This is a genomic window from Shinella sp. OV683 (assembly GCF_057787725.1).
The window spans coordinates 3,311,746-3,338,663 of record NZ_CM173543.1; the positions used below are offsets into that span (position 1 = coordinate 3,311,746).

The window sequence follows — 26,918 nt, forward strand, 5'->3', positions numbered from 1 at the left end:
CAGAATTGAGGCGATTGGCCGCAAGATCAGCTCAACGGCGTCCAGGAGCCACTGGCATTGCGACAGGCGGCACCACGGGCGATCTGTGGTGCGGCGCCCTTCAAGGTGACCGTATGGCTGTATTGGCGGCAATTCTGCGAGCCGACCTGATAGGGTACGGCTGCGATCACCTCGCCGCGTGTGCCGCCATCGCCATCCCAGACCACAGGCTGACCGCCCGGCGAAGATTCCAAAGCCCGGTATTCGGCTTCCAGTGCACGGCTGAGATTGGCATTGGAAAGCTTGATGGTCGGCATGCGGCCAACCAGTCCCCCGCGCAACGCCTTGATGTAGTAGGCCGAGGTTTCGGGCTCAGTGCCATCGTCTGTGGCTGTGGCCAGGCGTTCGCCTGTTTCGTCAAGACGAGTGGAACCCGATGTCGTGCTGCAAGCCGCAAGCGGAATCGACAAAAGGAGAATACCGAGGAATTTCAGTCGATGCACAATGGCCCCTTGAGATCGATTTATCTTCTGCCGCCCGCATCTTCCCTGCGTCCAGCTCGTGGCAGCAATATGGCGCGGATCACCCAACGCATAACATAAAACCCTCACCGCCAATATCGTAATGTTGGCGGTCATCCTTGCAAACTCGGCAGGATCAACTCGGCCTTCAGCCCACCGCTTTCTCCGCGCGACAGCGAAAAATGTCCCTGATACTCCGAAACGATCTCGGTGACGATCGAAAGGCCGAGCCCGGTGCCGGGCTTGCTTTCGTCGAGGCGCTTGCCGCGCTTGAGCGCTTCCCGGATCTGATCGGGCTCGAGGCCAGGGCCATCATCTTCGATGGTGACAACCGCCCAGTTCTTGCGGGCAGGATCTTCCCCCTTGATGCCTGCAGGCGCCGTGTAGACCTCAACCTTTACTTCCCTGCGCGCGAACCGGCTGGCGTTCTCAATGAGATTGCCGATCGTTTCTTCGAGATCCTGCGCTTCCATTGCCAGTTTCAGTCCCTTTGGGCGCACTGAAAGCGTGAATGTCTTTTCCGGGTTGAGCTTGCGCATGACGCGCGCAAGCCGCTGCAACACCGGCTCTGCGTCGGTGCGCGAAAGAATGCTTTCGCGTTGGGCCGCGATGCGGGCGCGGTTGAGATATGACTGGACCTGGCTTTGCATCAATTCCGCCTGGCCGCGCACGAGATCGCCATGCGGCGCCGCCATCTGGCTGGAATCATTGAGAAGCACCGCGATCGGCGTCTTCAGCGAGTGGGCGAGGTTGCCGACCTGCATGCGCGCCCTCTCCATGACGCGCTTGTTGCTCTCGATCAGCGCATTGACTTCATGCGCCAAGGGCTGGATTTCGCGGGGAACATTCTCATCGAGACGTTCGGCATCGCCATTGCGGATGCGCGCGAGCGAACGGCGGACGTGATCGAGCGGCTTGAGACCAAGCAAGATGACCAGCGCATTCAACCCAAGCGATCCCGCCGCAAACAGCAGCAGCGCCAGATAAAGGCTACGATTGAACGTTGCCACATCCTCTTCCACGACCTTGTGATTGCCGATCATCCGGAAACGCACGATCCGCGACACAGGTTCGGCCGAGGCGTCGGAACTGAGGTCGGTATCCTCATCCGTCGGCTCGACATCCATGCTGATTTCCGCTTCAGCCACGCGCACCGGATTACCTGCGCTGTCCACGGTGGCATAATAGCGCTCGAAACGGGGATTGAAGGGCGCCTCTGCGTTCGACAGCGTCGGCACCGTCACGCCCTCGTAATTCAGCGATGAAATCGGTTCCGCCTTGTAGTCGCCCAGCGGCAGCACCTGCCAATACCAGCCGCTGGCCGGCTGCTGGAAACCGAGTTCGCTCATCTGCGGCGAACCGTTGAGTTTCAGCGTCTTGGCATCGATGGAAACGGAATTGATGGCCGAGAACAGCTGGGCGCGCAGCAGATCACGAAGGCCTTTTTCGGCGCTTCGCTCGTAAAGTGCCGAGATGACAACGCCCATGATGACGATGGCAAAGAGCGACCAGATCGTTGTGTAGACAAGAACGCGGGCGGTGAGCGAATTCAGCCTAGGCATTGTTGGGCGGCTGGATACGGTAGCCGAGGCCGCGGACGGTCTCGATCATGTCTATGCCCATCTTCTTCCTGAGCCGGCCGACGAAAACCTCGATCGTATTGGAATCGCGGTCGAAATCCTGGTCGTACATGTGCTCGACCAATTCGGTGCGGGAGACGACCTGTCCCATGTGATGCATGAGGTAGGACAACAGGCGGAACTCGTGCGAGGTGAGCTTCAATGTCGAGCCGTCGACGGTGACCTTGGAGCTCTTGGTGTCGAGGCGGACGGGGCCGCAGCTGATTTCGGATGTCGCGTGCCCGGCCGCGCGGCGGATCAGTGCCCGGAGACGCGCCTGCACCTCCTCCATGTGGAAAGGCTTGGTGACGTAGTCGTCGGCGCCGGCATCGATACCGGCCACCTTGTCGCTCCAGCGATCGCGGGCGGTGAGGATCAGCACAGGCATCTTCTTGCCGGCTTCGCGCCACTTTTCGAGCACGGTGATGCCATCCATTTCCGGCAGGCCGATATCCAGAACCACCGCGTCGTATGGCTCGCATTCACCGAGATAGTGGCCTTCCTCGCCATCGAATGCCTGATCGACGACATAACCCGCTTCCTTGAGCGTGTCGGTCAGCTGGCGATTCAGGTTCTGGTCATCCTCAACGACGAGTATCCGCATGTTGCTGTCCTGATTTCCTTAAGCTGATTGCACGTAGCGCGGATCTTTATCAGAAATCCATCGGAATGCGCATGCGGACCTTTTTCGGCCTGCCCTTGGCATTGACGACGAGGACGGTCAATACGCAGACCGGTCGCCCGTTGCGTGCCGGACGCGCGGACAACAATTCACCGCCCGTCATCGCCAACGCTTGTTCGATTGCGCGCTCGCAGCCACCGCGCGCCTGCACTACCTGCGTGTCAGCCGGCGCAAAATCATCGGCCATATACTGCTCGTCTGCCGGTGGATTCACCAGCAGACCTGCAGCAAGCAGCGATGTTACCAAAAATGAGGCCATTACTCTCACATATCCCGTCGGGAACTTTAACTTGAGGCCATAATTAGCGAAGCAACAATGAATGGCAAATGAATGTGGCGACCGCTAAGTTGCAATCATCGCAAAAATAGTCAACCGACTTTCTTATCGGCCATCAGACGGCCATAAAGCGCGAGAAGACCACCGACGGCGCCCGAGATCGCCACAAGACTGTCGACGAGCTGGGTCTACCATCGGCGTCGAGATCGACCCCGCCAGCCTGCAGCAAACCGGCGAGAATGGCAATCAGCGCACCCCAGACGGTCTTCGACTGATACCACTGTTTCACATCGTTCATGGAATTGTCCTTTCTTGGATATGACGGACGAAAAAAGCCGCGTCCTTGCGGGCGCGGCTGGCTGGAAGCTTGTGAGATAGATAGGGTGGCGGTGCGCTTATGCCTTGCTGGCCTGCAACGCGGGTGTCCCTGCCCAGAGCAGCGAACCGTGTCGGATGCCTGAGATGGTCCGCGATGCCACCAGGCACCAGATCGCACCGAGCGCCACTGTCAGCGTGGCGCCTGCGATTGAAAACGGTGCGAAATGAACGACATGGCCGAGCTTGATCGTGCAGACGGTGAAAACGCCGAGCGGGAATGTGTAGCCCCACCAACCGAGATTGAAGGAAATGCCTTTCCGGACATAATGCACCGTGATGACCAGCGCGATGGCAAACCACCAGAGCGCATAGCCCCAGAGCAGGATGGCGCCGAGCAGGCACGCGCCGGCGATTGCCGCCGACAGCGCGCTTAAGCCATTGGCGGCCAACACGTCAGGCGACACCTGACTGAAAACCAGAAGCGCGAGTGCGCCTGTTCCGATCGGTCCGAGCGACAGCCAGGAGGATGCGGCCATCGTGCCCTCCGGCAGCTTGTGCAGCGCCATGCGCAGGAAAAGTACAACCAGCACGCCGAGCGCGATCGGCACCGAGCACGACCACATGAAAAGGCTGACCATCAACACCGTCATCTGATGCGAGGGATCGGCGAGATGCGGGATGAGCAGACCACCCGTAACGGCCGCGACCTCGCTTGCGACAAGCGGCAGCAGCCAGACGGCGGTCATCTGCTCAAGCGCATGCGACTGGCGCGTGAACATCGCAAACGGCACGATGATGCCGCAGGCGAAGGCCATGGCGACATCGATCCACCAGAGGATTTCGGCGAGTGCGACCGCGCTAGGGCCGATATGTGGCAAGCCGAAAATCAGCACGCCGTTGACGACGGTCGCAAATCCCATCGGGATACAGCCGAGAAACATCGGCATGACCGGATGATGGAGCATTGCCCGAGCCTCGGCGTAGTAAAACACCCAACGGGCCACGAAGAACAAAGAAAATACGGTGAACAGGACGATGTTAGCGAGCCACAGCGCTTCGCCCAGCGCCCAGAGCACGGCATGATCGGGGAACTGCGCCAAGGCGATCGACAGGATGCCGGTGCCCATGGTTCCGGCGAACCAGTTGGGAGTAAAATTGCGGATGATCTCGTTCAGACGGCCTTCCTGCCGCGAAATGACTTGCCTTAAAACCGGTCGATCGAGCAATTTTGTTCCCCTCATTTACTTGGCAAGAGAATACCCGTTCAAACCAATTCACTCCATCGCATAATATCTACCATATTATTCGACAAAATCGAACGATATGGTATTGGTCGTTCGAGAGGATTTCCACTATGACGCTCGAACAACTCCGCATTTTCATTGACGTCGCCGGCCGCCAACATATCACCCGCGCCGCCGAGGCTTTGAACATGACGCCATCGGCCGTCAGTTCGGCGATCGGCGCGCTGGAGAACCGTCACAATATCAAGCTCTTCGACCGCATCGGCCGTTCGATCGTGCTCAACCAGACCGGCAGGATCTTTCTCGGCGAGGCGCAAGCGGTGCTGGCGCGGGCGCGCGTCGCGGAGGCCACGCTCAATGACCTCGCAGGCCTGATGCGGGGCGAATTGTCGATCACCGCCAGCCAGACGGTTGGCGCTTACTGGCTGCCGTCGCGCATTGCCCGCTATCGCAAGACTTATCCGGATATCACGCTCGATATTCACATCACCAACACCGAAGAGGCGGCCAATGCCGTCGAGGCGGGTCGCTGCGAGATCGCCATCGTCGAAGGCACCGTCGACCGCAAGGCGCTCTCCGCCGAGATCATCGCCACGGACGAAATGGTCGTGGTGGTAGCGCCGGATCATCCATGGACGGCGTCACTACAGGAACCCATCGATCTCTCCGCAACGCCCTGGGTGCTGCGCGAAGTCGGCTCGGGCACGCGACTCGCCTTCGATGCGCTCGTCCACAAGCACAACGTTGCGCGCTCATTGCTGGATATCGCGCTGATATTGCCGACCAACGAGGCGGTGCTCACCGCCGTCGAATCCGGCATCGGTGCGACGCTGGTGTCAAAAAGTGCGGCATCGGCGGCGTTGCGAGGTGGCCTGCTGTCACAGGTCGACTGGCCGCCACAATCGCGTCCCTTTTATCTCCTCCGGCACAAGGAGCGGTACCGCAGCAAGGCGGCGTCCGCCTTTGAAGACCTAGCATGGGAGCTGCCCGCGACTTTCGGCGTCACAGGGTGACCGTCGCTTCCGCCGCGATCCCCAAGGCCACACGAGATCCTTTCTGCCGGACGCGAAACGAAATTTCGCTCTGGGGCGCTGCGAAATCGGCGATCTCCATTACCGATGTGTAGACAGAGGCACGGCTGGTTGCCGATACCGTCCTGACCACGACGCCACCATCCAGAATCTCCAGGCGATAGGCCTCAAAATCCTCATCGAGCGGGATATCATCGCCGCTCCAGCCGTCGGCTGCCAGCCGGCCGCGCCTCACCCAACCCAACGCAATATCGCCATCCGCCGTTCGTTCAGCGCGTAGATGCACGGGCGCCAGCGGCGTATCGGCCCGCAGCCTGCCGGCGAAGCTTATCGGCCCGGCGCGGCCGCCCCCTTGACCATAGCTCTCGGCGATCCAATTGAGATCAAGCCCTGCTTCATCGGGGTCGAGGCCTAGGCTTTTGACCGATTGATCGAGAACAACGAATGGAGCATCAATCAAGGCGCCCGCTGCCATCGCATCCTCGGTACCACCGAGTCCACGCAGCAGACCCGTCACCCGCCAGACATCGGCGGAGATCTCCTCGGCATTGGCAAAACCGATGATCTCCCATTCGCCGCTTTGCGCCTGGATGGCCACGCGGTTGGCGCCGTTCAGCATCGCCAGTTCCGAGACGGACGAGAGACCGCCATAGATCATCTTGACACGGATCTCGTTGGCCCAGTCGATGGCTGCTGTTGGCCCCTTGGAGAGCGCTGCTCGAAGCCGTCCGATGCGCGCCGGCTGTGTCACCACCGCGCGGCGCTCGTAATTCTCGTGTTCGGGCGACGCCGACAGAGCGATGCGCCGCCAGGGCTTGGACGTGATCGCCGCCACGGCAAAGTCTCCGGCCTCGCCTTGCTTGTAGCGGGCCAGATCCATCAGATGAATGATGGGGGCAAAAGCGCGATCTCCGTTGCGGCCGGTCCTTCGCCGCTTCTGCCGGCCATAATCGCCAGAACTATCCCCCGAACCGGTCTCTCGCGCCTCGATGCGCCTCACCGCACCATCCTCGATCCGCAAGATCTGGAAGCGCCCTTCCGGACCTTCGGCCAGCGAGATCACATCACCCGGCTCGTGGGAAATGTCGGCGGGCGAAATCGAAAAGGTGATCTGCCTTCGCGACAATCGGTGATCGCGCAGCAGTCCCTCCACGGCATGGTTGGCCTCGTCCTCACCCAGCACGGCCGGCAGGGAAAGCCGCAGCACCCGGTCATTGGCCAGTTGCAGCCGCCGCGAGCGGGCACTCGCCTCTTCATACTCGTTGGTTTCACTCTGGAAATCGAGGATCGCCTCGCCGGCGAAATCACCGTCCTGGCCGATCGTCTCGCTCCAGCGCATATCGTCATCGGGATCGGCGAAGACGTCAATTTCGATCGCGGGTGCGGATATGACGCCGCGCGACTGGAAGCGCAAAGTGCCATTGTCGTCGATCGCATCCAGCCGCATGGCCGTTATCAGCGGATCGATAAGGTCCCGCGCCGAGGCCTGCCGGCCCATCACGTAACCCTTGAGATCGCCTGAGACGCAGGACACATCGTAACCTGCGATATCGTTATCCTCCAGGATCGCGCCGATGACAGTCGAAAGCGTGCCCGCGCCGAGGCGGCCATTCAGCCAGTGCCCGGTCTGCCAGTTGTCGCCATCCGCATAGAGATCCGTGTTTTCCGGAAAAGCTGGCCAAGCCCGCGAATCCCACGTCCAAACGAACATGTGATGCGGATCGACCATGCCGGCTGGCGCGGCATCGCTGGTCCACCATTCGTGATGGGCATCGAGAAAGCGCCGTTGCATTTCGTCCGACCGCAACCCACTGGAGAAATATGGCTGGGCGGATTCCGAGGATTTCCGGTCGACGAAGACGTTGGGCTGGTTTGCACCCCGATCGATGGCCGGACAGCCAAGTTCGGTGAACCAGACCGGCTTCATGCCGGGCGTCCAGTCGGTCGGCGAGGAAACCTCCGAGCCGCCGTTTCGATTGAAATGTCGGTGGCTCCACCAGCCCTCGATATCCTTGTAGCGATAGACCCATGGTTTGCCTGCGAGCCCGTCCGAGATCTCCGAGCGGTTTCGGTTCATGCGGTCGGCGTGCGAGGCATAGTACCAGTCAAACCCTTCGCCCGACGTAATGGCCGCCTTCATCGCAGCCTTGTCGGCTGCCAACCGCAGACCATCGGGATGGACGGCCGTGAAATCGTCGTCTCGGAAATCGGCCAACGGCATGTAATTGTCGATCCCGACCGCGTCGATCGCATCCGATGCCCAAAGTGGATCGAGGTTGAAGAACACATCGCCGGAGCCCTCGGGATGATAGCCGAAATACTCGCTCCAGTCGGCGCCATAGGTCAGCTTGGTGCCGCTGCCGACGATTGCCCGGACATCTGCAGCGAGATCGACGAGCCTGGAGACGGCGGGAAAACCGTTCGCACCATTGCGCACCTGTGTCAGGCCGCGCAGTTCCGAACCGATGATGAAGCCATCGACGCCACCGGCGACTTCGGCAAGCAGCGCATAGTGCAGGACCATCCGCCGATACCCCTCGTCGCTGCCAGAATAGCTGACAGTTGGGCCGAGGATATCAAAATCCGACGCATCGGCATTGCCGAAGAAAGCGTTCACCTGGGTTGCAGCATCCCCAGTCTGATCCGGACTTCCCGGCTGACCGATTGCCGGATGGCAGGTGATGCGCCCACGCCATGGATACGCTGGTTGAGCCTCACTCCCATAGGGATCGGGCAAACCATTGCCGGCCGGGATATCCATCATGATGAACGGGTAGAGATAGACGTCGAGGCCCCTCGCCTTGAGATCCTGAATGGCCGTGACGACGCTGGCATCGTTCGGCGTGCCGCCATAGGCTGGCCCACCGCCGACATGCGAAATCTGATGGGCACCCTCGCGAGTTATTCCCGAGACGCGCCAGCCGGTGCTTTCCGCCTCGCGATGATCTGTTTCAACACCCGGCAGGATCTTACAGTGCCCTGCCCTGAGATCGGTGCCGAACCATGACACGACCAGCGCCACGCGCTCGAGATTGGGGCAGACCATCATCAGTTCGTCGATGGACGCTTCCCAATCCGTCGCCTTGTAGAGCTGGTTGCGGTTGATGATCCGGGCCGAGGCGTCGCCGGTCCTTTCCGTCACAGTGACAGTGCTATAGCCATGCTCGGTTGCGCCCGGAATGAGCGTGATCGCCCTGATGCGGCTCTCAAGGCTTCCGACCACGCGGATGACCTCGAATTGCAGCACCGGAATGCGATTCCCGAACACGTCGAGCGGCAGCCGCTCGAACACGACATAGGCCAATCCGCGATACGACGGCGCATTGCCGATACCCTGCTTGGCCTCGATCAGTGGGTCGGCATCCTGGCCCTCCGTGCCGCGATGAAGCCGCATTTCGATTGTGGCCAGATCAATCTCGCGCCCGTCCGCCCACACCCGGCGAATGCCGGCGATCGGCCCCTCGCAAAGGCCGATGGCGAAATTGCCGTAGTAGCTGAAGGTCTCGACGCGCGGCCCACTGGCCTTGGAGCCGGAGCGCTCGACAGTCACCTCCTCCTCGAAGCGGGTCGCCCAGATCAGGGTACCACCGATCCGCACGGTGCCATAGACTCGATTGATCGCCGTGCCCTCTTCCGCGCCCGGAATGCGGGCAGCCGAAAGCGGTGTCCCCTCGATCATGGTGAGGCCTGAGATCAGACTGCGGTCGATGAGATTGCCGGCCAGCGCGCCCGCAGCCCGCCCGAGGATCGCGCCGACAGGACCGAACAGACCGCCGAGCGTCGCGCCCGCAGCCTGCAACAGGAGAGTTGCCATGAATGTGTCTCGCAAATGAAATAATGGTGCGCGGCTTCAGCCGCGAAAATCCCACGGATTGAAAATCTCGAGGTCTATATCTGTAAAGTCGGCGACGTTCCTCGTCGCAAGGGAAGCGCCACGGGATAGGCAAATCGCAGCAATCTGCGCATCGAACTGGCCAATCGGCAGACCTATCTGACGTCGTTTAGCTGCCAACACTGGGTAGATGTCAGCCGAACTAATGTCGAACGACAGGACTCGATCCGCCAACTTATCAGAGAATATTGCTTGTGCAGCGGCATCCAGGCCGTTTTTACGCTTGCCGTCCGGCAATATGCGAATACCGTAAAGTATCTCAGCCTGTGTGACAGAGGTTGTGAAAACAGATTGGGAAGGAATCGACGAGAACCAATCGAGGACCGCTTGAAACGGCTTTGCAGCCATTAATTCGGAAATGACGTTGGTGTCCAGAACAATCATTTGCCGAAATCGGGTGGTTCGCGTATCGGCTCACGCGGCGGTATTTCGAGTTTGACACCACCAAACGGAGCCATCAGCTCACGAATGGCATCAGCAAGGTTTTCGGGCTTCTTTTCAGCTCCCGCCAACGCCGCCCGCAAGATATCGCGCGCCTCATCCTCCATCGAACGCCCGTGAGCAGCAGCTCGAACGCGAAGCTTCGACTTCAGTGTGTCATCGAGATTTCGAATAGTCATGCTGGCCATGTGGATCACCTTTGCAATCACTGCAATCAAATTAATCAATGATTGCAGGTCACGCAAGAGGCGGAAACCGAAACACGGCGGCGATCCGCTTTTCCCACGCGGGAACCAGCGCAGATTCGATGACACCAGCCTGCTCGTAGGCATGGATGAAGCGGCGTTCACCGCTGAGGATGCCGGCGTGCTTGGCGGCATAGCCAGTTCGCCAGCGAAACAGGATGAGATCGCCGGGGTGCATCGCCGCTCGACCGATTTCGCCACCACAATGTCGCTCCGCAGCTTCACGCAGCCGCTCTTCGCCGGAGCGCTCTGCCCAGTCCATGCCATATGGTCCGGGCATCTCGGGCTCGGCTCCGTAGAGTTCGCGCCAAACCCCGCGGATCAAGCCGAGGCAATCGCAGCCGACGCCCTTCTGTGCGCCCTGATGCCGGTAAGGCGTACCGATCCAGCTTCGGGCGATGGTGACTTGCGGGAGGTCATTCATAGAGCGGCCCGCCGTCATGCTCGGTATCGCCGTCCGCATAGGCATAGGCGAAATCCACTCCCGGCATGTGCGGGAAGCCGCGAAAGTTTGCCGTATTGTCGAACTTGGCCTTGCATGTCTCGAAGCTCTTGTCGCAGCCGGCGACGATACTGAATGTATCGCCGGGTGACGGCTTGATCGGAAGCGGCAGCCAGAAGATCAGAGTCACCCTTCCATCCGACCGGATATGACTTTCGATATCGGCGGAAACGCCTTCACTATCGCCACTGGTGAAGGTCAGCAGCCCATGGCGGAAATAGCCGCTAGCGAAGGCATCAAGGCCGCTGACGGTGAGACGAGAAGCGTCCGGAGCTGAAACGACAGCTCCTGTGGATCTGTAAGCGTTGGCATTCTTGCCGCAGTGCTGGTCGCCGAAAGCAGCATCGCAACGCCTCGAGTAGATGCGCCCGCGTGTTTGCGAAAGCTTGTGCGCCAGCCCACGGAGTTCGGCGCGGAAATGGCCCTGCGAACGGGTGATCTCACCGATTTCCAGTACCTTCAGCCTGGTATGCTGGCTCGGCTGCTGCCAGTTGACGAGGTAGAGCTCGACCCTTGCCCCATCATATTTTCCAGCTGATATGTCCTTTTCGGTGATGACATCCGCGCTCAGCGCGCCAGCTACGTCGCTCGAGGGAGCGGACAGGCCATTGGCGGCCTCCCAATCGCTTGCCTGGTAGCCGCTCTCGGCGAGGAACGTCGTCGAACCGAATTGCAGGTCACGGTCATGGTCGGTGAAGCCGAGCGACACGCCATCCCGACGGATGACTTTCCAGGCATGGCAGACGGTGGTGGCGTCCTCGGCGAGATGCGCCTTGAGGTTTTCGCCTATAATCTTCATGGCATGATCTCGATCAGGGGAACGGAGGGAATGCGGCCGGCGGTGAAGGCGTTGAGATCGATCTCGATCCGGTCGATATCGAAGCGCACCGGCACGTCGAAACGGAAGCCGGCGCGAATGACTGCGCCGTTTGCAGGTGTCGCGGCCGACGTGAACGTCACTTTGCCGGTGGTGTTATCCACCACATAATCGGTGTCGTCGGCCGGCACACCACCGACCTGCATGACGACCGAACCCGCAACCGGCTTAGCGATCGCCCGGTCCGTGGAGCCGCCGGCATCGCCATAGGTCTTCTTGAGCTGGAAGACCCTGGTCTCACCGTCGCCGGTGCCGATCCGCTGGTCAGCCGACGAGATCGTCTCGTCCGGCCCACAGGACTTGAAATCGACAGGATCAGTAAAACGGAAACCGTAGAGCTGGCCGGCGCGTGCTTCGAAGAAGGCCAACACCTCATAAAGGTCTGCCACCGAACGCAAGCCGGAGCCGACATCGTAGCGGCGCCGCGCGTCCTTCCAGCGGCGGTTGCGACTTTCGCGGCCATTGGACAGTGAAACGATATCGGTGCGCCGAGACGGCCCGCCCGACGTGCCGAGCGCCAGTCGCAGGGGAAACTGCACTTCATGAAATGAGGGCATGAGCAAATCTCCTAGATTCCCCGCCGGCCGCGGCCGACGGCGCGGGTCAGCATGGCGTTGATCTGGCCTTCGGATCGGCGAAAACTCTGGACATCGGCGGCCTGAACGTTGAACACGACCTGGACCGATCCGCCGCCATCGCCGCCGGCCACGCCCAGCCTTCCATCGGCACCGCGCCTGAGCGGCATGATGGCTTCGGCGCCTGCTTCACCCATCAGGCCGGTGCTGCCGCTCATTGGGAAATAGGTGGGTGCATTGACGACGCCACCATTGGCAAAGCCGATCGCGCTGCTCAGCGAATGGGTCATGCCGGCAAACAGTCCAGTCAGCGAATTTTCGAGCGGCTGCATGCCGGCATCGAGCGTGATTGCCGAAAACCGCGACGCAATCGACTGCAGCACCTCGCTAAGGCTGTCGCCATCGAGCACCGCGCCCTGCAGCGCCGAGGTGATTGCCGAACCAAACGAGCGCGAACGATCCTCAAGATCATTCAGCACCTCTTTCAATTCCGACGCTGTCTCCAGCGCATGATCCATTTCAGCCTGTTCCATTGCCATCTCCTTTCGCCGGTATATCCGGCCAGAGCGCCATCATCGCTTCGAGCGCGTTGCGATCCGTCGCTACGGCCTGCGGGCGGGAGCCGCCCGACAACGCCATCAATTCACAAGGGGTCAACATCCAGAAATTTGCGGGGGCAAGCCGCAGCAGGCCAAGTCCGAAATGCAAAGCCGCGCCCCAGGGGAAAGGCGGCGGACGGGCATCGATCAATCGGCCAGCTGCGGCTTGAGAGGGTTTGGGCGAGTCACCTCCTGCTCCGGCAGAAAGGTGGAGCGGAGCAGTTTGGCGACAAGTCCGACCGCTGCATCGACCCCGCCGTCGACGCGCATATCGGCAACGTCCTCGTCAGCGACGACGTTGCCGCCGCCGCGCAGGGCAGCGCCCAAGATGGCGATCATCTCGGCGGAGCCAAGCCGGCCGCTGGAAATCCGTCCAACGAGATCAGCGATATTGTCGACGCCGAAGGCCGTCTCGATTTCAGCGAGCGCCCCGAGCGTCAGGCAAAGGATCCGGCGCTGGCCGTCGATCACGGTCTCGACCTCGCCCCGGCGGGCATTGGCTCGACTGACATTGCTGAGGTCACCCATCAGAGCGCACCGAAGGCAAGCGCGCCTGCGGATTCGAGCGCCAGGTCGAACATCACCTCGCCATTGTATTGGCCGGAATATTCGAGCGCGGTGATCTGGAACGGGCCGGTGACCGTGCCGAAGTCCGGGATAACAATCTGCCAGTCCGGGATCGTGCCGGCGAAGAACGCCGTACGCACCGACATGTCGGACGCTTGGTCCTTGAAGATGCCGGAACCGGAAACGGCTGCGCGCTTGACACCCGCACCCTCGAGCAATTCGCGCCAGCGCCCGGCGCTTTCAGCGTCGGTGATATCGACGGTGGCGGCATTGAAGGCCAGCCGCCGCGAGCGCAGCCCGGCCACGGTCTCATAGGACGCACCATTGTCGATCTTCAAAAGCAGATCCTTGCCTTTCTGGGCCGTCATGATCTTTCCTTTCGGGGATGAAATGAAAAAGGCGCCACGAAGGGCGCCTGAATGGGGATGCAATGAGGCGGGTTATGGTTACTCCGTCACCGCCCGAAAGCTCATCTCGGCGAGCAGCGCGTTGGTCTTCGCCTCCCGCCGCACCCTTGTCGTTCGGTGCTGGAGGTTGACGAGGATCGCTTCGCTCAATGTCGGCTGCGTCTCCTCGAAGAGTTCCATCACCCGGCCGGCGATGGACTGCACCTCGAGCCGGCCGGGCCTGTCCGACCAGGCCTCGATGGTCATCATATGCTCCTCGGCCTCGGGGCCGAAATCGTTGGTGGTGATATCTGAGATCACCAGGTAGGGCATCGGCTTGCCGGTGACCCGGTGATCGAAGACGCCGTTGTCGCCGACCAGGGACATGAGTTCGGCATCGCCGGCGAGCGTTTCGTAGATCGCTTTCTGCAGAGCGTTGGCGGCATTTGGCATGTCATTGCTCCGTCGCGCGGCAGACCAGATAGCGGCCGCTTTCGTCGGGATCATGCACCGTGCGGATCGCAAATATCCGCGCACCCTTGCGAAAGCGCAGGCCCGGCTTGACGACATCCGAATGACGGATCCAGATCCGGTGGGTCACCCGTTCGCGCTCGGCGTGGCCGAGTTCCTCGATTTCGGCGGCAATGGGCTCGATCCGCGCCCAGAGCGAGGCCGTTACGGCATGACTCAGCGTCAGGCCGCCCTGGCCGTCCGATGACTCAACGTCTGACTCAAGGTCAAGCCGCGCTGTCAGCTGCCCTGCATCGAAGAATGTCAGTTGCATGTCAAAGCCTCCTGATCAGAAAAGGTGCAATCAGCCTGTCATACCCCTCGGGGATGACAGCTGGTTGATCGGCAGGCGTCACCGCACCACGAAATTCGTACATCGCGGCGATATGCGTCAGCAGCGCCCGCTTCAATGTATCCGGCACGTCGAGGCCGGCATCGCCAAAGCCGGCGGTGAAATCGACCTCGATGCCGTTGAACGGTTCGCCGGGGATTGGACGATTGCGCAGGAACAGGCGCGCCGGCCGCGCATTGCCATCCAGCACATGGCCGTCGAGGCTGATGGATTGCTCATCGCCAGCTGCGTCGAACACGCGGATCTCGGTGATCGCCTGCACCGGCCCACGGAGGATGGGCACTATGCCGTCCTCGAGCCAGGCATCGAGATAGAGCCGCAAGCCCTGGCTGATCAGCGCAAGGCCCGATACCCGTTCGAGATGTTCGCGAGCGGTGCGGATCAGGCTTTCAAGCAGCTCGTCCTCGTCCGGGTTGTCGATCCGCAGATGTGCTTTGACATCGGCAAGGCTCAGCGCCTCCGCGATCGGCGGAGTGATCAGGGCATAGGTCATGGGAATTCCTGTGAAATGCGAGGGAACAAAGACCCCTCCCCAACCCTCCCCACAAGGGGGAGGGCTAAACTTGCGGATCGCTCAGCAAACCATCTGCGACCAACTCTGGAACGGGTTTTGTTGGGTGAAGCGCCGCGGCAGATTAGCCCCTCCCCCTTGTGGGGAGGGGTTGGGGAGGGGAATCTTCAGAATGGTCGACGCGATCAGCTCGCCGCAAACTTGATCAGCTTGATCGCCTCGAAATTCTGCACCCCGCCGCCGACGCGCTTGGTGGTGTAGAACAGCACGTAGGGCTTGGCGGAATAGGGGTCGCGGAGCACGCGCACGCCGGTGCGATCGACCACCAGATAGCCGGCGCGGAAATCGCCGATGGCGATGGAGTAGGCGTTGGCCGCAACATCCGGCATGTCCTCGGCTTCCGTCACCGGAAAGCCCATCAGCGAGGCCGGCTGGCCGGGTGTTGCCGGCGGCTGCCAGAGATAGTTGCCATCGGCATCCTTGAATTTGCGGATAGACCCTTGCGTGGTGCGGTTCATGACGAAATTGGCGTTCTGGCGATGACCCGCCTTCAACGCATAGGCCGCATCGATCAGCACATCGCCCGGTCCAGTTGAGGCAAAAGCGCCCGCGCTGCCCGCGGCGATGTAGCCGATGTTGCCCCAACTCCAGCTGGAATTGGCGACGTTGGTGTAGGCGAGAAAGCCCCTCGGCCGGTTGGTGCCGTTGCCGGAGACGAAGGCCGTGCCCTCCTGCTCGGCAAAGGCGATGTCGACTTCCGAGGCGATCCAGCTTTCGATGTCGACAGCGCCATCGTCGAGCAGCCCTTGTGTTGCCGCCGGCATCGCATAGAGCTCCATCGTTTCGAAGGAGAGTTCGGCAAGCGACGGCGTCGTGGTTTCGGTGCGGGCGCCGGTCTCGGCCACCCAGCCGGTTGACAGACCAGCCAGCGCGAAAGGCTTCTTCAACACATGGCCGGAGACCTGGCGGACGGTCGCGAGAGAACGGATCGGCGAGACGGTCAAGAGCCGACGGCCGATCTCGGTGTCGGTCTCATTAGGCACGAGATAACCTCCATCGGAGGCCGTGCCGGTGGAAAATGCCTTGCTTTCGATCTCGCGCAGGCCGCTTTCGTCGCCGCGGCGCATATAGGCCTCGAAGGCGGCCTTGTGTTCCATCGCCTCAAGCGAGGTGCCATCGCTACGCCCAAGCGCCGGACGCGCCTTGCGGATGACGAACTGGTCGATGGCGCGCTTCTGCTCGTCGATCGCCTTGTTGATCCGCTCGACTTTCTCCGTGGTCACGACGTCGGCGGTCAGCTTGCGCTCGATCTCGTCGAGCCGGCGGTCATTGGCATCCTTGAATGCCTCGAAGGCACCCATGAAGCCGTCAAAGGCGTCGGCGATCGTGTCGGGCACCGCCTTGATTTCCGGCGCTGCGGTCGCTGCTGTTTTACTCATGTCTGCAATTTCCTTTCGACAATAAAAAAGGCCTTGCGGCCCGGTGATATGCCGGACATTCCGGCTGAATATGGATTGGGCCTGCCAAATGTGATTTGGCGATCAGCCCATGCGCCGCGCCGCCTCGTGGATCGATGCTAGCAGGCGGCGGTCGGAGTTCATCGGCCGTCGAAAGGGCGCATCCTTGACCTCACCGATCCGGGCGCCCGGCAACATCGGAAAGGTGACCACGGAGATCTCCCAAAGGTCGGCCTCCAGGATGTGACGAATGCCGCTCTTGGGCTCGGACTTGGCGCGCACCGTCTGGAAGCCGATCGACAGGCCGTCGAGGGCGCGGGATTTCATCAGCTGATGCACCTCGCGGGCGCGGGCGACACCGTCCGACAGAGCGCCCTCGACATAGAGGCCGCGACCGTCCTCGCGGATCACCCGCCAGGCGCCGATCGGTTCGGCCGGATCGTGCTGGAACAGCATGCGGATGCCGGCCGCCCCGCGTCGGGCGAGCGACTTGAGAAAAGCGCCGCGCTCGACCCGGTCCTTGCCGAGATCGACCTCGCCGAACAGGCTGGCATAGCCGGTAAAGACGCCGGCCTCGGTCAGCGTCTTGAACTCCATTTTCGCGAATTTTCTCTCGCGCCGGGCAATGATGGCGTCAGCGGTCATGCGATGTCCTTTCGATATCAAAGTCTGAATTTTGCGGCGGGAGGAGCGAAGTGATAAAAAACCTCGTCCACCACAAGAACGGTCAAGCGGCACCCCGGCGGGTTCCGCTAACTTCATCTCATCGGAAACCAAATGAGTGCCGCATGAACCTGATCGAAAACGCTATCTGGCAGGTCGAGAGCAATCTCCGCAGCCAGGCGTCACTCGAAGACATCGCTTCGCTGTGTGGAGTTACCCCTCCGCACCTGACGCGCGCCTTCGCCTCGGTCACGGGCAATTCGCTGATGCGCTATGCCCGCGCGCGGCGGCTCAGCGAAGCCGCCCGCATCCTGGCACTCGGGGTTCCCGATATCCTCGGCCTGGCTCTCGAGACAGGCTACGGATCGCATGAAGCCTTCACCCGGGCGTTCCGGGAGCATTTCGGCGTGACGCCGGAATGCGTCCGCGACGCCCGCAGTTTGAAACAGCTCAGCTTGATGGAGCCTATGATCATGGATACGACCCCAGACCTGAACCTCGCCCCGCCGCGCATCGAAAAGCACGGTGCACTTCACCTCGTCGGCCTTATCAAACAATTCCCGATGGACAAGATCGGCGGCATTCCGTCGCTCTGGCAGCAGTTCAACGTCCATACTCGCCACATTCCCAATACTATCGGCAAATCGGCCTATGGCGCCTCGCTCAGCTACACCGAGGAAAACGGCTGCGAATATATGTGCGGCGTCGCAGTCTCCGACTTCACCGACGTGCCGCCGGAACTCACCAGCCGCACCGTGGCTGCTGCGACCTATGCCAAGTTCAGGCAGCCCGGCCATATCACCCTGATCCGCCAGACGATCGGCACGATCTGGAACCGCTGGCTGCCGGAATCCGGCTTCTCGGCAGCCGAAGTGCCGCTGATCGAGTATTATCCGCCGGAGTTCGACTCCGTGACCGGCGCCGGCGGGTTTGAGATCTGGATACCGGTGGTGAAGTAAGTCGAGATTGAAATTTGCATCTTGCTGCATTACATTGTCATTCACATGAAGGAGAATGACAATGGCAGCGAATTCACTGGTACAGGCAAGGATCGACGGCAAGGTCAAGGAAGAGGCCGCCGCGGTCCTTGCATCCATGGGCCTTTCGGTGTCAGACGCTGTGCGGCTGATGCTGACGAAAGTCGCCCACGACAAGGCATTACCGTTCGAACCCCTCACGCCGAATGCCGAGACAATCGCTGCAATGCGTGAGGCGAGAGCCGGCGGTCTCGCGAAATTCGAAAGTGTCGAGGCGCTGATGGCGGACCTCGATGCGGACGATTGAACGGACGACCCAATTCAAACGTGACTACAAACGCGAATCCAAGGGACGCCACCGCGACGTCCTAAGCAAAGAACTGACCGGCGTGGTTCAAGCGCTTGCAGACGATGAGGCGCTTGTCGCGAAATACCGAGATCACGCTCTCACCGGCGACTGGCAGGATCATCGTGATTGCCATATCAAGCCGGATCTGGTGCTGATCTATCGACTGCCCGATGCCGATACATTGCAGTTGGTGCGGCTAGGCTCTCATTCGGAGCTCGGACTCTAATCACCCCCTCACCCTCGCCGCCCACCTTTCGCCGATGCGCTGCAGCAGTCCCAGCCCCCACCAAGCCGAGAGGCTGACGGCGGCGGCGCCCGAGAGCATGATTTCCGAGCCCGAGAGTGCGGCGGTGAGGCCCATGCGTCCGGCCAGAAACGTGCCCGCCGGACCACCGAAGATCAGGCCCGAGATCAGGCCGGTAAGGTAGCGGCTCGCTGCCTCGCGCGGCCCCTTCGGCAGCATGTAGACGAGAGAGATCGCAGCCCCTGCCGAAGCACCAATCGTGCGTTCCATCCAGAGGCCAGGATCGCCGGAAAAGTCAGCCATTGTTAATACCTCTGTTTTATCATGTACTTAATTAAGGCAACTCAAAACCGACGGGATGCAACCGGGCCTCACCTTGCTCGGCCGGGTCTCCATCGCGGATTGCTGAATCCCCGGAATCGCTTGGCGACATTTCTTCAAAGGTTGAGTCACATCTGTGCAGAGTTGGGTCAGGCTCATGCCTGCATGATTCCGGTTGGATCGCTATCCCCCTGAAAAGATAGATCAATCATCGTATCCCGCACGCCGCTGCCGCTGCGATTTCTACCGCTTTGCTGTCGATTTGAATCCGAATGGCTGGACAAGCCCTTCTGATCATTGCAGGTTTCGCCTCCCAGCAGCATCCGGAGCGTTCCCATGAGTGACTTTCCCGTTTTCGATCTCGCCGCCTTCGAGGCGACGAGCGAAGAGAAAAGGCGGCAGATGGGGCGGGAGGTGGACCTCATCTGCCGCGCATCCGGGTTTCTCGCGGTCAAGAACCACGGTATCCCGGACGACGTAATCTCTGGCGTCTGGAGCCACGCGCACGACTTTTTCGACCTGCCTTACAGCGTCAAGAACCAGTCGCGTGCGCCCTTTCCAGGCTATCCCTACGGCTATCTCGGCCCCGGCACCGAGGCGCTGGCCAAATCAAAAGGCGTGGATTCCCCACCCGATCTCAAGGAAAGTTTCAATGGCGGCCCCCTCTCCGTGCCGCCCGGCCTGACCGACGAGGAAGCACTTGCGTTTTGTTACGCAGCAACGATCTGGCCGGATGACCCACAGGGCTTTCGTCCCGAATGGGAGGCCTACTACGCAGGCGTCACCGATCTCGCGGCGCGTATCATGCGGGTTTTTGCGGTGGCGCTGGAACTACCGGAGGACTATTTCCAGTCCTTCATCGGCGCGCCTATCTCAGCACTCCGTGCGCTCAACTATCCCGAGCTTGATGCTCCACCACCCGACGGCCAGCTGCGCGCCGGCGCCCATACCGACTATGGCAGCCTGACAATCCTGCCGCCGCAGCCCGGTTCCAAGGGTCTTGAAATCATGACGCCGGAAGGCGTCTGGCGGGAAGTGCCGCCGGTCGATGGGGCCTTCGTCATCAATATCGGCGATCTGATGGCCCGCTGGACCAACGACCGCTGGGTGTCGACGCTGCATCGCGTCGTCAATGTCTCGCCCAATGAAGGCGGCCTCAAGCGCCGACAGTCTTTGGCCTATTTCCACCAGCCCGACTGGTTTGCCTCGATCGAGACGCTGCCATCTTGCCTGGCGGAGGGCGAGGCTACGAAATACGAGCCGGTCCTGTCCGGGCCGTATCTGATGGGTAAGTTCAAGAAGACGGTGATGTGAGAGGTCTTGCTCTCCCCCTGTGGGAGAGGATAGCAAGCCCGCGAGCGGCGGAGCCGATCGTCTGGGCGCGCTTGGTGAGGGGTGAAGCAACGGCAATGTACCCCTCACCAACTTCGGCCATGGGCTCGCATGCTCGCCCGGCCTGCGTATCCTCTCCCACAAGGGGAGAGGAAAACCTCATTTCCCATACCCCACCGCTTCCCTCTTCTCCTCGTCGCTGAGAAATGCCGCCGCCCCCACCCTTGCCCACAGCGCATCGCGCTCCAGCGACAATCCCGGCACCTGGTCAAGATCGTGGCCAAGCACCAACGGCTCGCCATAAATCCCCGACAGCCAACCCGATAGCGACGCCGCCGTCCGTGAAAGCAGCGGCAGCACGGTCAGCCGCCAGAAGGCGCGGTTGGCTTCGGCATAGTTAGCGTAGGTGTTGTCGCCGGGCAGGCCGAGCAGCATCGGCGGCACGCCGAGCGCTAGGGCAATGTCGCGGGCCGCGCCGTTCTTGGCCTCGACGAAATCCATTTCCCGGGGCGATAGCCCCATCGTCTTCCAGTCCAGCCCGCCTTCGAGCAGCATCGGCCTTCCGGCCCGCGCCGGTCCCGAATAGCCCTCGGTCAGCTCCGCCTTCAGCCGCTCATACTGGTCGGGCGACAGGTTGCCGCCCTCCTTGGGCTGGTAAACCAGAGCGCCGGAGGGGCGCGCCGAATTGTCGATCAGCGCCCGGTTCCAGGCGCTGGCCGAATTGAACAGGTCAAGCGCGGTGGTCGCGGCCGACAGCGGCGGATAGCCGCCATGGTCGTCGAGCGGATGGAAAAGTTTTAGATGCAGCACGGCATCGTCGCCCAGCATGGGATAGCGCCGCACACGCCCGCCGAGGCGATATTCCAAAGTCTCCGGCCAACCATCGGCGCCTTCGAGGATCCGCACGCGGTCGGGCCGCAGCAGATGCAACTCCGCCAGCCGCGTGCCTGATTTCACCGGCAGCAGGAAGGCGTTGCCGGAGATCATGAGCTGTCCGAACAGGGCTTCGAAGAATTCGGCGCCGCTCTGGCGGGCATTCGGGCCGGCAAGCAGCGCGAGGCTTCCATGGTCGGGCTCCTCGCGCCCGTCGATGGTCAACATCCAGGGCACCGACGCCGCCGCCTCGCCGACCAGGCGGATAGCCCGGTGTGCGATCGGATTGCGCATGAAGCCTTCGCGGGCGAGCGCCGCATAGCTTTTCTCCGACCATTGCGTCCGGCCTTCGCCGGAAAAGGCGATGAAGCCGCCGAAGGCCTTGGATTCGGATGGGGCCGATCGTCCCGCCGCAGCCTCGCGGCGCGGCAGCCTGAATGGAAATTTCATGTTGGTTTCCTCGAAACGAGACCCGCCGCGACCGGTCGGTGGCATGGATCATGAATGAAACGGTATCGCCGACGCATTTCGCTCGACTTCCACAGCGCCGGCGCGCCATATGTGACGCATGCGACAGGAGATATGCATGGATATGCGCTTTAAGATTCTATCCGTCGCAGCAGCCACGATCGTTGCCGGCCTGGCGGTCTACAGTGCCTCCGCACACTGGTCGGCAAACACGACGCAGGCATTGGAGGTAAAGCGGCAGAGCGACATCAAACTGGCCGATGCAAAAATCCTCCAGGCTCGGGTGGCGACGCTCGCAAAGGGCGGATGCCAGAGCCAGGCCAATGCGATGCTGGCCTTGCACGCCAAGCAGCCAATCAAGACCGTGGCCGACATTCCCAAGCAGCTTGGCGACGATCTGATCCTGTGCATCCAGCGTGGCATTCTCTCGGCCTTCCTGAAGGGAGACCTCAAGGACGCCGGATTGCTGAAAATGCTGCAGCCGGGGATCACGGGTTAAATTCCTCAGGCAGCCTGCAGATCAATATCCCCGTGCGATGCGGGGATCGGCGATCTTTGCCCATTTCGGGCTGTGAAACTTGACCTGGAAAGAGCCCACCACCGTCCGTGGCCAATAGAGCTCCACGAAGGATCGGCAGCGGTCGAAGGTTGCGCCGACGGGAATCTGTATCGGCTGAGACACGACCTTTCGCGTGCTCGCCGGCAATCCGGGCGAGATGGAAAAGTCAGGCGAAGCTGTGTTCAACAGAAAACTCTGCGCGCGGACCGTGGAGCCCTGGCAGACCTGCGGCTTGACCCGCAACTCACCGAGGTTTTCGCTTGCGCCGCCGATTTCAACGATGACCGAGTGCCTGACCCAGTCGCCTGCAGCAAGGCCGGTCACGGCGCTGTTGGGCAGCAGGAACGACAGCGTGTGGTAAAGGGTTCCAGATCCGTTGTCGCCCGGGGTGACGGTGCATACCTGCTTATAGCGGCCGGTCGAGCCGATCTGCTCCATGCTGCACACCACGGAGGAGCCGGCGGACGGCGTGTTGAAGAAGCTCAGTGCGGCCGCCTTCGTGCCCGTGACCATGCCGGTCGCGGCAGAACCGGATGCGGCCCAGCCATGATTGGCGGCGCTGAGCAACTGGTCCGCAGTCGTCGGATCCGTGGAGAAATGCTCGCCCGCGCCGAAGACGGCCTGAAATGCCGCAGACATTGCAGGATGGGCGGCCGCCTTCGCCGCGCCTCTTGGACTGAGATGCGTGAGATCGGCCTCGAAAAGCGACGGATCCTGCACGCCGCCTGGCGCAAGCAGATCCCAGAAATCGACGACTAGCACGCCATCGCGCCCAGTCTGGGCCTTCACCCATTTATTGTACTCGACCACGGCACCGTCCTTTTCAGCCGCACTGGGGCTGGTGCCGACCCAGGTGCCACGCGGATAATCCGTCATCAGAATAACGGGGATCCCGGCATTTCGGCAGCGCTGAAGCTGCGCCTCCACTTTCGAGATCGAATAGTGGATGTTTGCGGGAGCAGCCGCATCGCCGTCACCGGTTGAGATGGTGTTGGAGCCGCCCATCATGACGATGGCCTGCGGCTTATGTTGAAGCGCCATGGTCAATTGCGCATCGATGGCATCGAGATGCGCGCCGAACACGGCGTAATCGGCGCCGGCGATGTTCCTGCCCAGCGGGTCGCTGGTGTCGTACCAGCTGTCCATGTCGAAGCGCGGGTCAAGCGTGTGATAGGCCGCAAGCACGCCCTTGGCATCCGTTCCGACCGCAGCATCCGCGGTCGGAACGGCCATGCCGGAATAATGCGTGTAGGCAAGCTGGCTGTGGCCAATGATGTTGAGCCGCGCACCGGCAGGCAGCGGCAGCGATGGCAATGGCTTGCGGACATTCAAAGCAAACGTTCGCGTCACCGCCTGGCTACCATCCGTCGCCTCGATCTTGATGGTCGGAGTGGGCGCCGTTGCATGGTCGAGCGCGGTGGCGCCGACAACGACATTGGCGCCGGAAAGTGCAAACCGGCCGCCGGCGTTGTCTGGTATGCTGTAGGTCCAGCTGCCGCCGCCGGCATTGCGCATCGATAGCACGCCGATCGTGGTTCCAGGCGCTGCCGTGTCGTCGATGCCGCGGCCCGACAGGCTGATATCCAGCCCGGCACGCGCAAAAGGAAGACCCAGTCCGAATCCGAGTGATAGGCCGCCGGCCATGAGGAGTCCTCGTCTCTTGATGTGAACCATGATGGACTCCTGCTTCAATGAAAGCGGGGACCATAGCATGTAAAATTTGATCAGAAAGTGTCAGTGCAATCGGGATTGCCGAGGTTTTTCAATATTGAGTGCAGCGCAACAACGCTGCCGCAGCAGAATTGGTGCCATCGGCCGCTGGTGGCGGTAGCTCAAACTGGACTGTCCACGAACGGATTTTGCCCGAAGGGCCTCAGCCTCGTTCGACCGGCGTGCGCACTGCGCGCTCGACATCATAGTCCGCCGCCATGCGGATTTCCCGCAGCGGCCGGACGATCTCGATCGAGCGCTGGTAGAGCGGGTCGGCCTTGTAGGCGGCCAGTGCGGCCTCGTCGCGGAATTCGCCATAGACGACGAGATCGACATCGCTGCCCAGCTGGTCGGTCTTGATATTGGTGCCGATTTCCAGCCGGTCCGCATGCGGGCTTGCCGTCAGCAACGACAGGCCGGCGCGCACGGCATCGATATCGCTGGGATTGCGGGCGGAAAAGAACACAATATGGCGGATCACGCGGGCACCTCGAGGCGATAGATCAAGTCGGCTCCGCCGCGTAGCACGCGGCCTGCCGCACTTCAACCGGACCAAGTGCCGCGTGGAAGCGCTTGGCATAGCCCGCGATCGCAGCCGCGCGATCCGTACCGTTGACGATCTGCCGCGCACCTGCCCAGTCCTCGCGCAGCGGATTGAAGAAATCCGCCAGCCGCCGGCCGGTGAAAAGCCCCTTCTCCATGCCTGCAAACATGATCCTGACGGCAGTGCCGATCTCCATGGCCATTTCGGGATGGGCGACCAGATCGACGCCGACGGGACCTGACAGCTTTGCATAATTTGCCTTGTGGGTCAGCTGCACGAGGCCGCGGCCGAGCCAGCTCTTGCCGCTGACATCGCGCCGCCAATAGGGTTCGCGCACCTGGTTCAGCCTGCCCTTGCGCCAGGCGAGATCGAGAATGGCAATAGCCTCGTCATCGGAATCCGCCATGGTCTCGCGCACCGGCTGCATGGTTCTGGCAGTCTCGTGAAAAGTGGTTGCCAGCATATAGGCGAGAAAGCGGCGATCCGCAGTAGCACGCGTTTGCTCCCAGGCATCGAGAATGGCGTCTGTGCCCAGGACCTGGCCTTGCGTCAGCGCTCCGGAAAACAGCGATTTCCGGGCTTCGTCGAAGAACATTTTTCGGTTGATCGGCATGCGTGTCTCCGTGTTTGCGTTGGTTTTTGTGGCTGGTCGTGGCGGCCAGTGCCTAGGTGCGCGAAAACCTCGCCGCCCCTCATCCCTGTGCTCGTCACAGGGATCCAGCGCGCTCAAGTCCTTGAGCGCAAAAGACTCTTTCGCGCCGCCGACGCGGCGCTACTGGATTCCCTGCATGAAGCAGGGAATGACGGGGGATAGATTTGCGCCAGAAAAGCAAACCTCGGGGGGTCCTTAAACCGACCCGCCAAAACGACGGTCGTCGGCTAGATCCCCCGAACCCGCGGCTCTCCCTGGCTGCCGAGCATCAAGGCGGTCAGCGCCCAGACCAGCGCATCGAGCCGATCGGGTGAGCCACCGCCCGACAATCCGTCGGGGCCGAAATCGCACATCTGGTCTTCCAGCGCGGCGAAGGTGCCGGCATGCGCCACCCGGCCCTGCTCGTAGAGGGCGGCCACGGGTTCAGCGCGCAGGAATTTGCCGCGCGTTGCCCGAACATTGGTCACCGGCAGGCCGGCATCGATCGACCGCAGGATTGCCGCCACCATGTCGCCGCCCTGGTTGACTTCGGCGACGACGCGGTCAGCCTGGAAGCGCCGGAAGGCTCGGACAACGGCATTGCCCCATTCGCCCGGCGAGGCGTTCTCGACCGAGAGATCGGCGAGCACGACGCCCATGCCCGTCGCATCGAGCCCGGCTACGACAATGCCGCAGCAAGAACCGGATGCCTTTTCCGCCGCCGGCGGATCGACCGCGACGACGATGCGTCCCAGCGGACCGGAATTGCGAAGCCGCAACCGCTCCAGCATCTCACGGTTCCACAGCGCATCCTCGCGATTGGCGATCAACTCGCCGTCGAGTTCCTGGCGACCGAGCCGCGTGCCGCCGTAGCGTTTTTGGACTGCGGCAATAAATCCGGAAGCAAGGTTTGCGGCATTTGCTCGCGTTGATATGCGTGTCGTCACGGTGCCGGGATCGTCAATCAGCGCCCGGATCAGCGGTACCGGTCGGGGTGTCGTCGTCACCATCTGCCTGGGCTGAACACCCAGCCTTAGGCCGAATTGCAGCATGTCCCAGGTCTCCTGCGCATGCTTCCATTTTGCCAGCTCGTCGCACCAGGCATAGTCGAATTGCGGACCGCGCAGGCTGTCGGGGTCCTCCGAGGAAAACAGTTGCGCCACCGAGCCGTTCGGCCACACCAGCCGCCGGCGGGTGATCTCGAATTGCGGCCTGAAGCGTGTGGCGATCCGCCAGATGCCAGAAATGCCGTCGATCATCACCTCGCGGGCATCGGCCAAGGTCTCGGCAACCAGCGCGAACCGCACCGGCTGCTTTGCCGTCGACGCGATCTCATGCACCCATTCGGCGCCGGCGCGGGTCTTGCCCGAGCCACGCCCGCCCATCACCAGCCATGTCCGCCAGTCGCCGGGCGGCGCAAGCTGTTCGGGCCGGGCATTGAGGGTTCGCCAGTTGTCGCGGACACTGGTTAGCAGTAGCTCTGTCTGCTCGCTTGGCAGCGCGTCGCTTTGCCTTTCGCCCATTCGGAGAAGCGGCGATTGAACAGAAACCGCATCATCCGTGGCCGCCCCCTCATCGCCTCGCTGTGCTCGGCACTTCTCCCCGAGGGGAGAAGAGGGAGTTTCATCTCTACTCTCCGCTGCCTGCGCAGCCGCACTAACG

General features: G+C 61.7%; 34 protein-coding genes. 6 read left to right on the plus strand and 28 right to left on the minus strand.

What is annotated here, in order from left to right; all coding sequences use genetic code 11:
• Nucleotides 1–26: 26 nt before the first annotated feature.
• The 6 genes from ACXHRN_RS15985 to ACXHRN_RS16010 form a co-directional block, all read right to left on the minus strand.
• Nucleotides 27–482, minus strand: a complete 456-nt coding sequence (locus ACXHRN_RS15985; protein WP_488637299.1) for an RT0821/Lpp0805 family surface protein — start codon at nt 480–482, stop codon at nt 27–29.
• Nucleotides 483–613: 131 nt separating this feature from the next.
• Nucleotides 614–2,062: an ATP-binding protein gene (locus ACXHRN_RS15990; protein ID WP_488637300.1), complete on the minus strand. Its 1,449-nt coding sequence runs from the start codon at nt 2,060–2,062 to the stop codon at nt 614–616.
• Nucleotides 2,055–2,723 carry a response regulator transcription factor gene (locus tag ACXHRN_RS15995; protein ID WP_488637301.1) on the minus strand — a complete coding sequence of 223 codons (669 nt, stop codon included), beginning with the start codon at nt 2,721–2,723 and terminating at the stop codon, nt 2,055–2,057. The genes ACXHRN_RS15990 and ACXHRN_RS15995 overlap by 8 nt, the downstream gene beginning before the upstream one ends.
• Nucleotides 2,724–2,772: 49 nt before the next feature.
• Nucleotides 2,773–3,060: a hypothetical protein gene (locus ACXHRN_RS16000; RefSeq protein WP_488637302.1), complete on the minus strand. Its 288-nt coding sequence runs from the start codon at nt 3,058–3,060 to the stop codon at nt 2,773–2,775.
• A 133-nt stretch (nt 3,061–3,193) separates the two neighbouring features.
• Complete coding sequence (locus ACXHRN_RS16005) at nt 3,194–3,376, minus strand: hypothetical protein (RefSeq protein ID WP_488637303.1); 183 nt, start codon at nt 3,374–3,376, stop codon at nt 3,194–3,196.
• A gap of 97 nt (nt 3,377–3,473) precedes the next feature.
• A complete protein-coding gene (locus ACXHRN_RS16010; RefSeq protein ID WP_488637304.1) occupies nt 3,474–4,622 on the minus strand; it encodes a TDT family transporter in 1,149 nt (382 codons plus the stop codon).
• A gap of 128 nt (nt 4,623–4,750) precedes the next feature.
• On the opposite strand from ACXHRN_RS16010, the gene ACXHRN_RS16015 reads away from it, so the two are divergent.
• Nucleotides 4,751–5,653 (plus strand): LysR substrate-binding domain-containing protein, encoded by a 903-nt coding sequence (locus ACXHRN_RS16015; protein WP_488637305.1) that lies wholly within the window; start codon nt 4,751–4,753, stop codon nt 5,651–5,653.
• Here the strand turns inward: ACXHRN_RS16015 and ACXHRN_RS16020 are convergent.
• The 15 genes from ACXHRN_RS16020 to ACXHRN_RS16090 form a co-directional block, all read right to left on the minus strand.
• Entirely contained in the window at nt 5,643–9,485 is a 3,843-nt protein-coding gene (locus ACXHRN_RS16020) for a baseplate multidomain protein megatron (RefSeq protein ID WP_488637306.1), read from the minus strand. The genes ACXHRN_RS16015 and ACXHRN_RS16020 overlap by 11 nt on opposite strands.
• A gap of 36 nt (nt 9,486–9,521) precedes the next feature.
• A complete protein-coding gene (locus tag ACXHRN_RS16025; RefSeq protein WP_488637307.1) occupies nt 9,522–9,947 on the minus strand; it encodes a PIN domain-containing protein in 426 nt (141 codons plus the stop codon).
• Nucleotides 9,944–10,192 carry a FitA-like ribbon-helix-helix domain-containing protein gene (locus tag ACXHRN_RS16030; RefSeq protein WP_488641923.1) on the minus strand — a complete coding sequence of 83 codons (249 nt, stop codon included), beginning with the start codon at nt 10,190–10,192 and terminating at the stop codon, nt 9,944–9,946. The genes ACXHRN_RS16025 and ACXHRN_RS16030 overlap by 4 nt, the downstream gene beginning before the upstream one ends.
• Before the next feature lie 49 nt (nt 10,193–10,241).
• Entirely contained in the window at nt 10,242–10,673 is a 432-nt protein-coding gene (locus ACXHRN_RS16035) for an NlpC/P60 family protein (protein ID WP_488637308.1), read from the minus strand.
• Nucleotides 10,666–11,550, minus strand: a complete 885-nt coding sequence (locus ACXHRN_RS16040) for a DUF2163 domain-containing protein (protein WP_488637309.1) — start codon at nt 11,548–11,550, stop codon at nt 10,666–10,668. Before ACXHRN_RS16040 ends, ACXHRN_RS16035 begins: the two co-directional genes overlap by 8 nt.
• A complete protein-coding gene (locus ACXHRN_RS16045; RefSeq protein ID WP_488637310.1) occupies nt 11,547–12,185 on the minus strand; it encodes a phage distal tail protein, Rcc01695 family in 639 nt (212 codons plus the stop codon). The genes ACXHRN_RS16040 and ACXHRN_RS16045 overlap by 4 nt, the downstream gene beginning before the upstream one ends.
• Nucleotides 12,186–12,196: 11 nt before the next feature.
• On the minus strand, nt 12,197–12,736 hold the full coding sequence (locus ACXHRN_RS16050) for a phage tail tape measure protein (RefSeq protein ID WP_488637311.1): 540 nt from the start codon (nt 12,734–12,736) through the stop codon (nt 12,197–12,199).
• Nucleotides 12,723–12,953, minus strand: coding sequence for a rcc01693 family protein (locus ACXHRN_RS16055; RefSeq protein WP_488637312.1), 231 nt, complete (start codon nt 12,951–12,953; stop codon nt 12,723–12,725). Before ACXHRN_RS16055 ends, ACXHRN_RS16050 begins: the two co-directional genes overlap by 14 nt.
• Complete coding sequence (locus tag ACXHRN_RS16060) at nt 12,950–13,330, minus strand: gene transfer agent family protein (RefSeq protein ID WP_488637313.1); 381 nt, start codon at nt 13,328–13,330, stop codon at nt 12,950–12,952. Before ACXHRN_RS16060 ends, ACXHRN_RS16055 begins: the two co-directional genes overlap by 4 nt.
• Nucleotides 13,330–13,737: a phage major tail protein, TP901-1 family gene (locus tag ACXHRN_RS16065; protein WP_488637314.1), complete on the minus strand. Its 408-nt coding sequence runs from the start codon at nt 13,735–13,737 to the stop codon at nt 13,330–13,332. Before ACXHRN_RS16065 ends, ACXHRN_RS16060 begins: the two co-directional genes overlap by 1 nt.
• A 78-nt stretch (nt 13,738–13,815) precedes the next feature.
• Nucleotides 13,816–14,208 carry a DUF3168 domain-containing protein gene (locus ACXHRN_RS16070; protein WP_488637315.1) on the minus strand — a complete coding sequence of 131 codons (393 nt, stop codon included), beginning with the start codon at nt 14,206–14,208 and terminating at the stop codon, nt 13,816–13,818.
• A 1-nt stretch (nt 14,209) separates the two neighbouring features.
• On the minus strand, nt 14,210–14,539 hold the full coding sequence (locus tag ACXHRN_RS16075; protein WP_488637316.1) for a phage head closure protein: 330 nt from the start codon (nt 14,537–14,539) through the stop codon (nt 14,210–14,212).
• A gap of 1 nt (nt 14,540) precedes the next feature.
• Nucleotides 14,541–15,110: a head-tail connector protein gene (locus ACXHRN_RS16080; protein ID WP_488637317.1), complete on the minus strand. Its 570-nt coding sequence runs from the start codon at nt 15,108–15,110 to the stop codon at nt 14,541–14,543.
• Between the two features lie 203 nt (nt 15,111–15,313).
• Nucleotides 15,314–16,567: a phage major capsid protein gene (locus ACXHRN_RS16085; RefSeq protein ID WP_488637318.1), complete on the minus strand. Its 1,254-nt coding sequence runs from the start codon at nt 16,565–16,567 to the stop codon at nt 15,314–15,316.
• Between the two features lie 102 nt (nt 16,568–16,669).
• The gene (locus ACXHRN_RS16090; RefSeq protein WP_488637319.1) at nt 16,670–17,230 is read right to left on the minus strand and encodes an HK97 family phage prohead protease; all 561 of its coding nucleotides are present in this window, start codon (nt 17,228–17,230) and stop codon (nt 16,670–16,672) included.
• Nucleotides 17,231–17,373: 143 nt separating this feature from the next.
• On the opposite strand from ACXHRN_RS16090, the gene ACXHRN_RS16095 reads away from it, so the two are divergent.
• The 3 genes from ACXHRN_RS16095 (at nt 17,374) to ACXHRN_RS16105 (ending at nt 18,800) form a co-directional block, all read left to right on the plus strand.
• Nucleotides 17,374–18,207: an AraC family transcriptional regulator gene (locus ACXHRN_RS16095; RefSeq protein WP_488637320.1), complete on the plus strand. Its 834-nt coding sequence runs from the start codon at nt 17,374–17,376 to the stop codon at nt 18,205–18,207.
• A gap of 61 nt (nt 18,208–18,268) precedes the next feature.
• Complete coding sequence (locus ACXHRN_RS16100; protein WP_488637321.1) at nt 18,269–18,532, plus strand: type II toxin-antitoxin system RelB/DinJ family antitoxin; 264 nt, start codon at nt 18,269–18,271, stop codon at nt 18,530–18,532.
• Entirely contained in the window at nt 18,519–18,800 is a 282-nt protein-coding gene (locus ACXHRN_RS16105) for a type II toxin-antitoxin system YafQ family toxin (RefSeq protein WP_488637322.1), read from the plus strand. Before ACXHRN_RS16100 ends, ACXHRN_RS16105 begins: the two co-directional genes overlap by 14 nt.
• Here ACXHRN_RS16105 and ACXHRN_RS16110 read toward each other — a convergent pair whose 3' ends face one another.
• Both ACXHRN_RS16110 and ACXHRN_RS16115 read right to left on the minus strand, forming a co-directional pair.
• Entirely contained in the window at nt 18,801–19,121 is a 321-nt protein-coding gene (locus tag ACXHRN_RS16110; protein WP_488637323.1) for a DUF6107 family protein, read from the minus strand.
• 173 nt (nt 19,122–19,294) lie between these two features.
• Nucleotides 19,295–19,477 (minus strand): hypothetical protein, encoded by a 183-nt coding sequence (locus ACXHRN_RS16115; RefSeq protein ID WP_488637324.1) that lies wholly within the window; start codon nt 19,475–19,477, stop codon nt 19,295–19,297.
• Between ACXHRN_RS16115 and ACXHRN_RS16120 the strand changes: the two genes are divergently transcribed.
• Nucleotides 19,476–20,453 carry an isopenicillin N synthase family dioxygenase gene (locus ACXHRN_RS16120; protein ID WP_488637325.1) on the plus strand — a complete coding sequence of 326 codons (978 nt, stop codon included), beginning with the start codon at nt 19,476–19,478 and terminating at the stop codon, nt 20,451–20,453. The two genes, ACXHRN_RS16115 and ACXHRN_RS16120, sit on opposite strands and share 2 nt — an antisense overlap.
• A 177-nt stretch (nt 20,454–20,630) precedes the next feature.
• Here the strand turns inward: ACXHRN_RS16120 and ACXHRN_RS16125 are convergent, their stop codons facing one another.
• Nucleotides 20,631–21,794 (minus strand): phage portal protein, encoded by a 1,164-nt coding sequence (locus ACXHRN_RS16125; RefSeq protein WP_488637326.1) that lies wholly within the window; start codon nt 21,792–21,794, stop codon nt 20,631–20,633.
• A gap of 136 nt (nt 21,795–21,930) precedes the next feature.
• On the opposite strand from ACXHRN_RS16125, the gene ACXHRN_RS16130 reads away from it, so the two are divergent.
• On the plus strand, nt 21,931–22,311 hold the full coding sequence (locus tag ACXHRN_RS16130) for a hypothetical protein (RefSeq protein ID WP_488637327.1): 381 nt from the start codon (nt 21,931–21,933) through the stop codon (nt 22,309–22,311).
• A gap of 21 nt (nt 22,312–22,332) precedes the next feature.
• Here ACXHRN_RS16130 and ACXHRN_RS16135 read toward each other — a convergent pair whose 3' ends face one another.
• The 4 genes from ACXHRN_RS16135 to ACXHRN_RS16150 all read right to left on the minus strand — a co-directional run bounded on the left by ACXHRN_RS16135 (nt 22,333) and on the right by ACXHRN_RS16150 (nt 26,779).
• Nucleotides 22,333–24,045 (minus strand): SGNH/GDSL hydrolase family protein, encoded by a 1,713-nt coding sequence (locus ACXHRN_RS16135; protein ID WP_488637328.1) that lies wholly within the window; start codon nt 24,043–24,045, stop codon nt 22,333–22,335.
• A gap of 199 nt (nt 24,046–24,244) precedes the next feature.
• A complete protein-coding gene (locus tag ACXHRN_RS16140) occupies nt 24,245–24,562 on the minus strand; it encodes a Dabb family protein (RefSeq protein ID WP_488637329.1) in 318 nt (105 codons plus the stop codon).
• A 22-nt stretch (nt 24,563–24,584) separates the two neighbouring features.
• Nucleotides 24,585–25,238 (minus strand): hypothetical protein, encoded by a 654-nt coding sequence (locus ACXHRN_RS16145; RefSeq protein ID WP_488637330.1) that lies wholly within the window; start codon nt 25,236–25,238, stop codon nt 24,585–24,587.
• A gap of 266 nt (nt 25,239–25,504) precedes the next feature.
• Entirely contained in the window at nt 25,505–26,779 is a 1,275-nt protein-coding gene (locus ACXHRN_RS16150) for a DNA-packaging protein (RefSeq protein WP_488641924.1), read from the minus strand.
• Nucleotides 26,780–26,918: the final 139 nt, after the last annotated feature.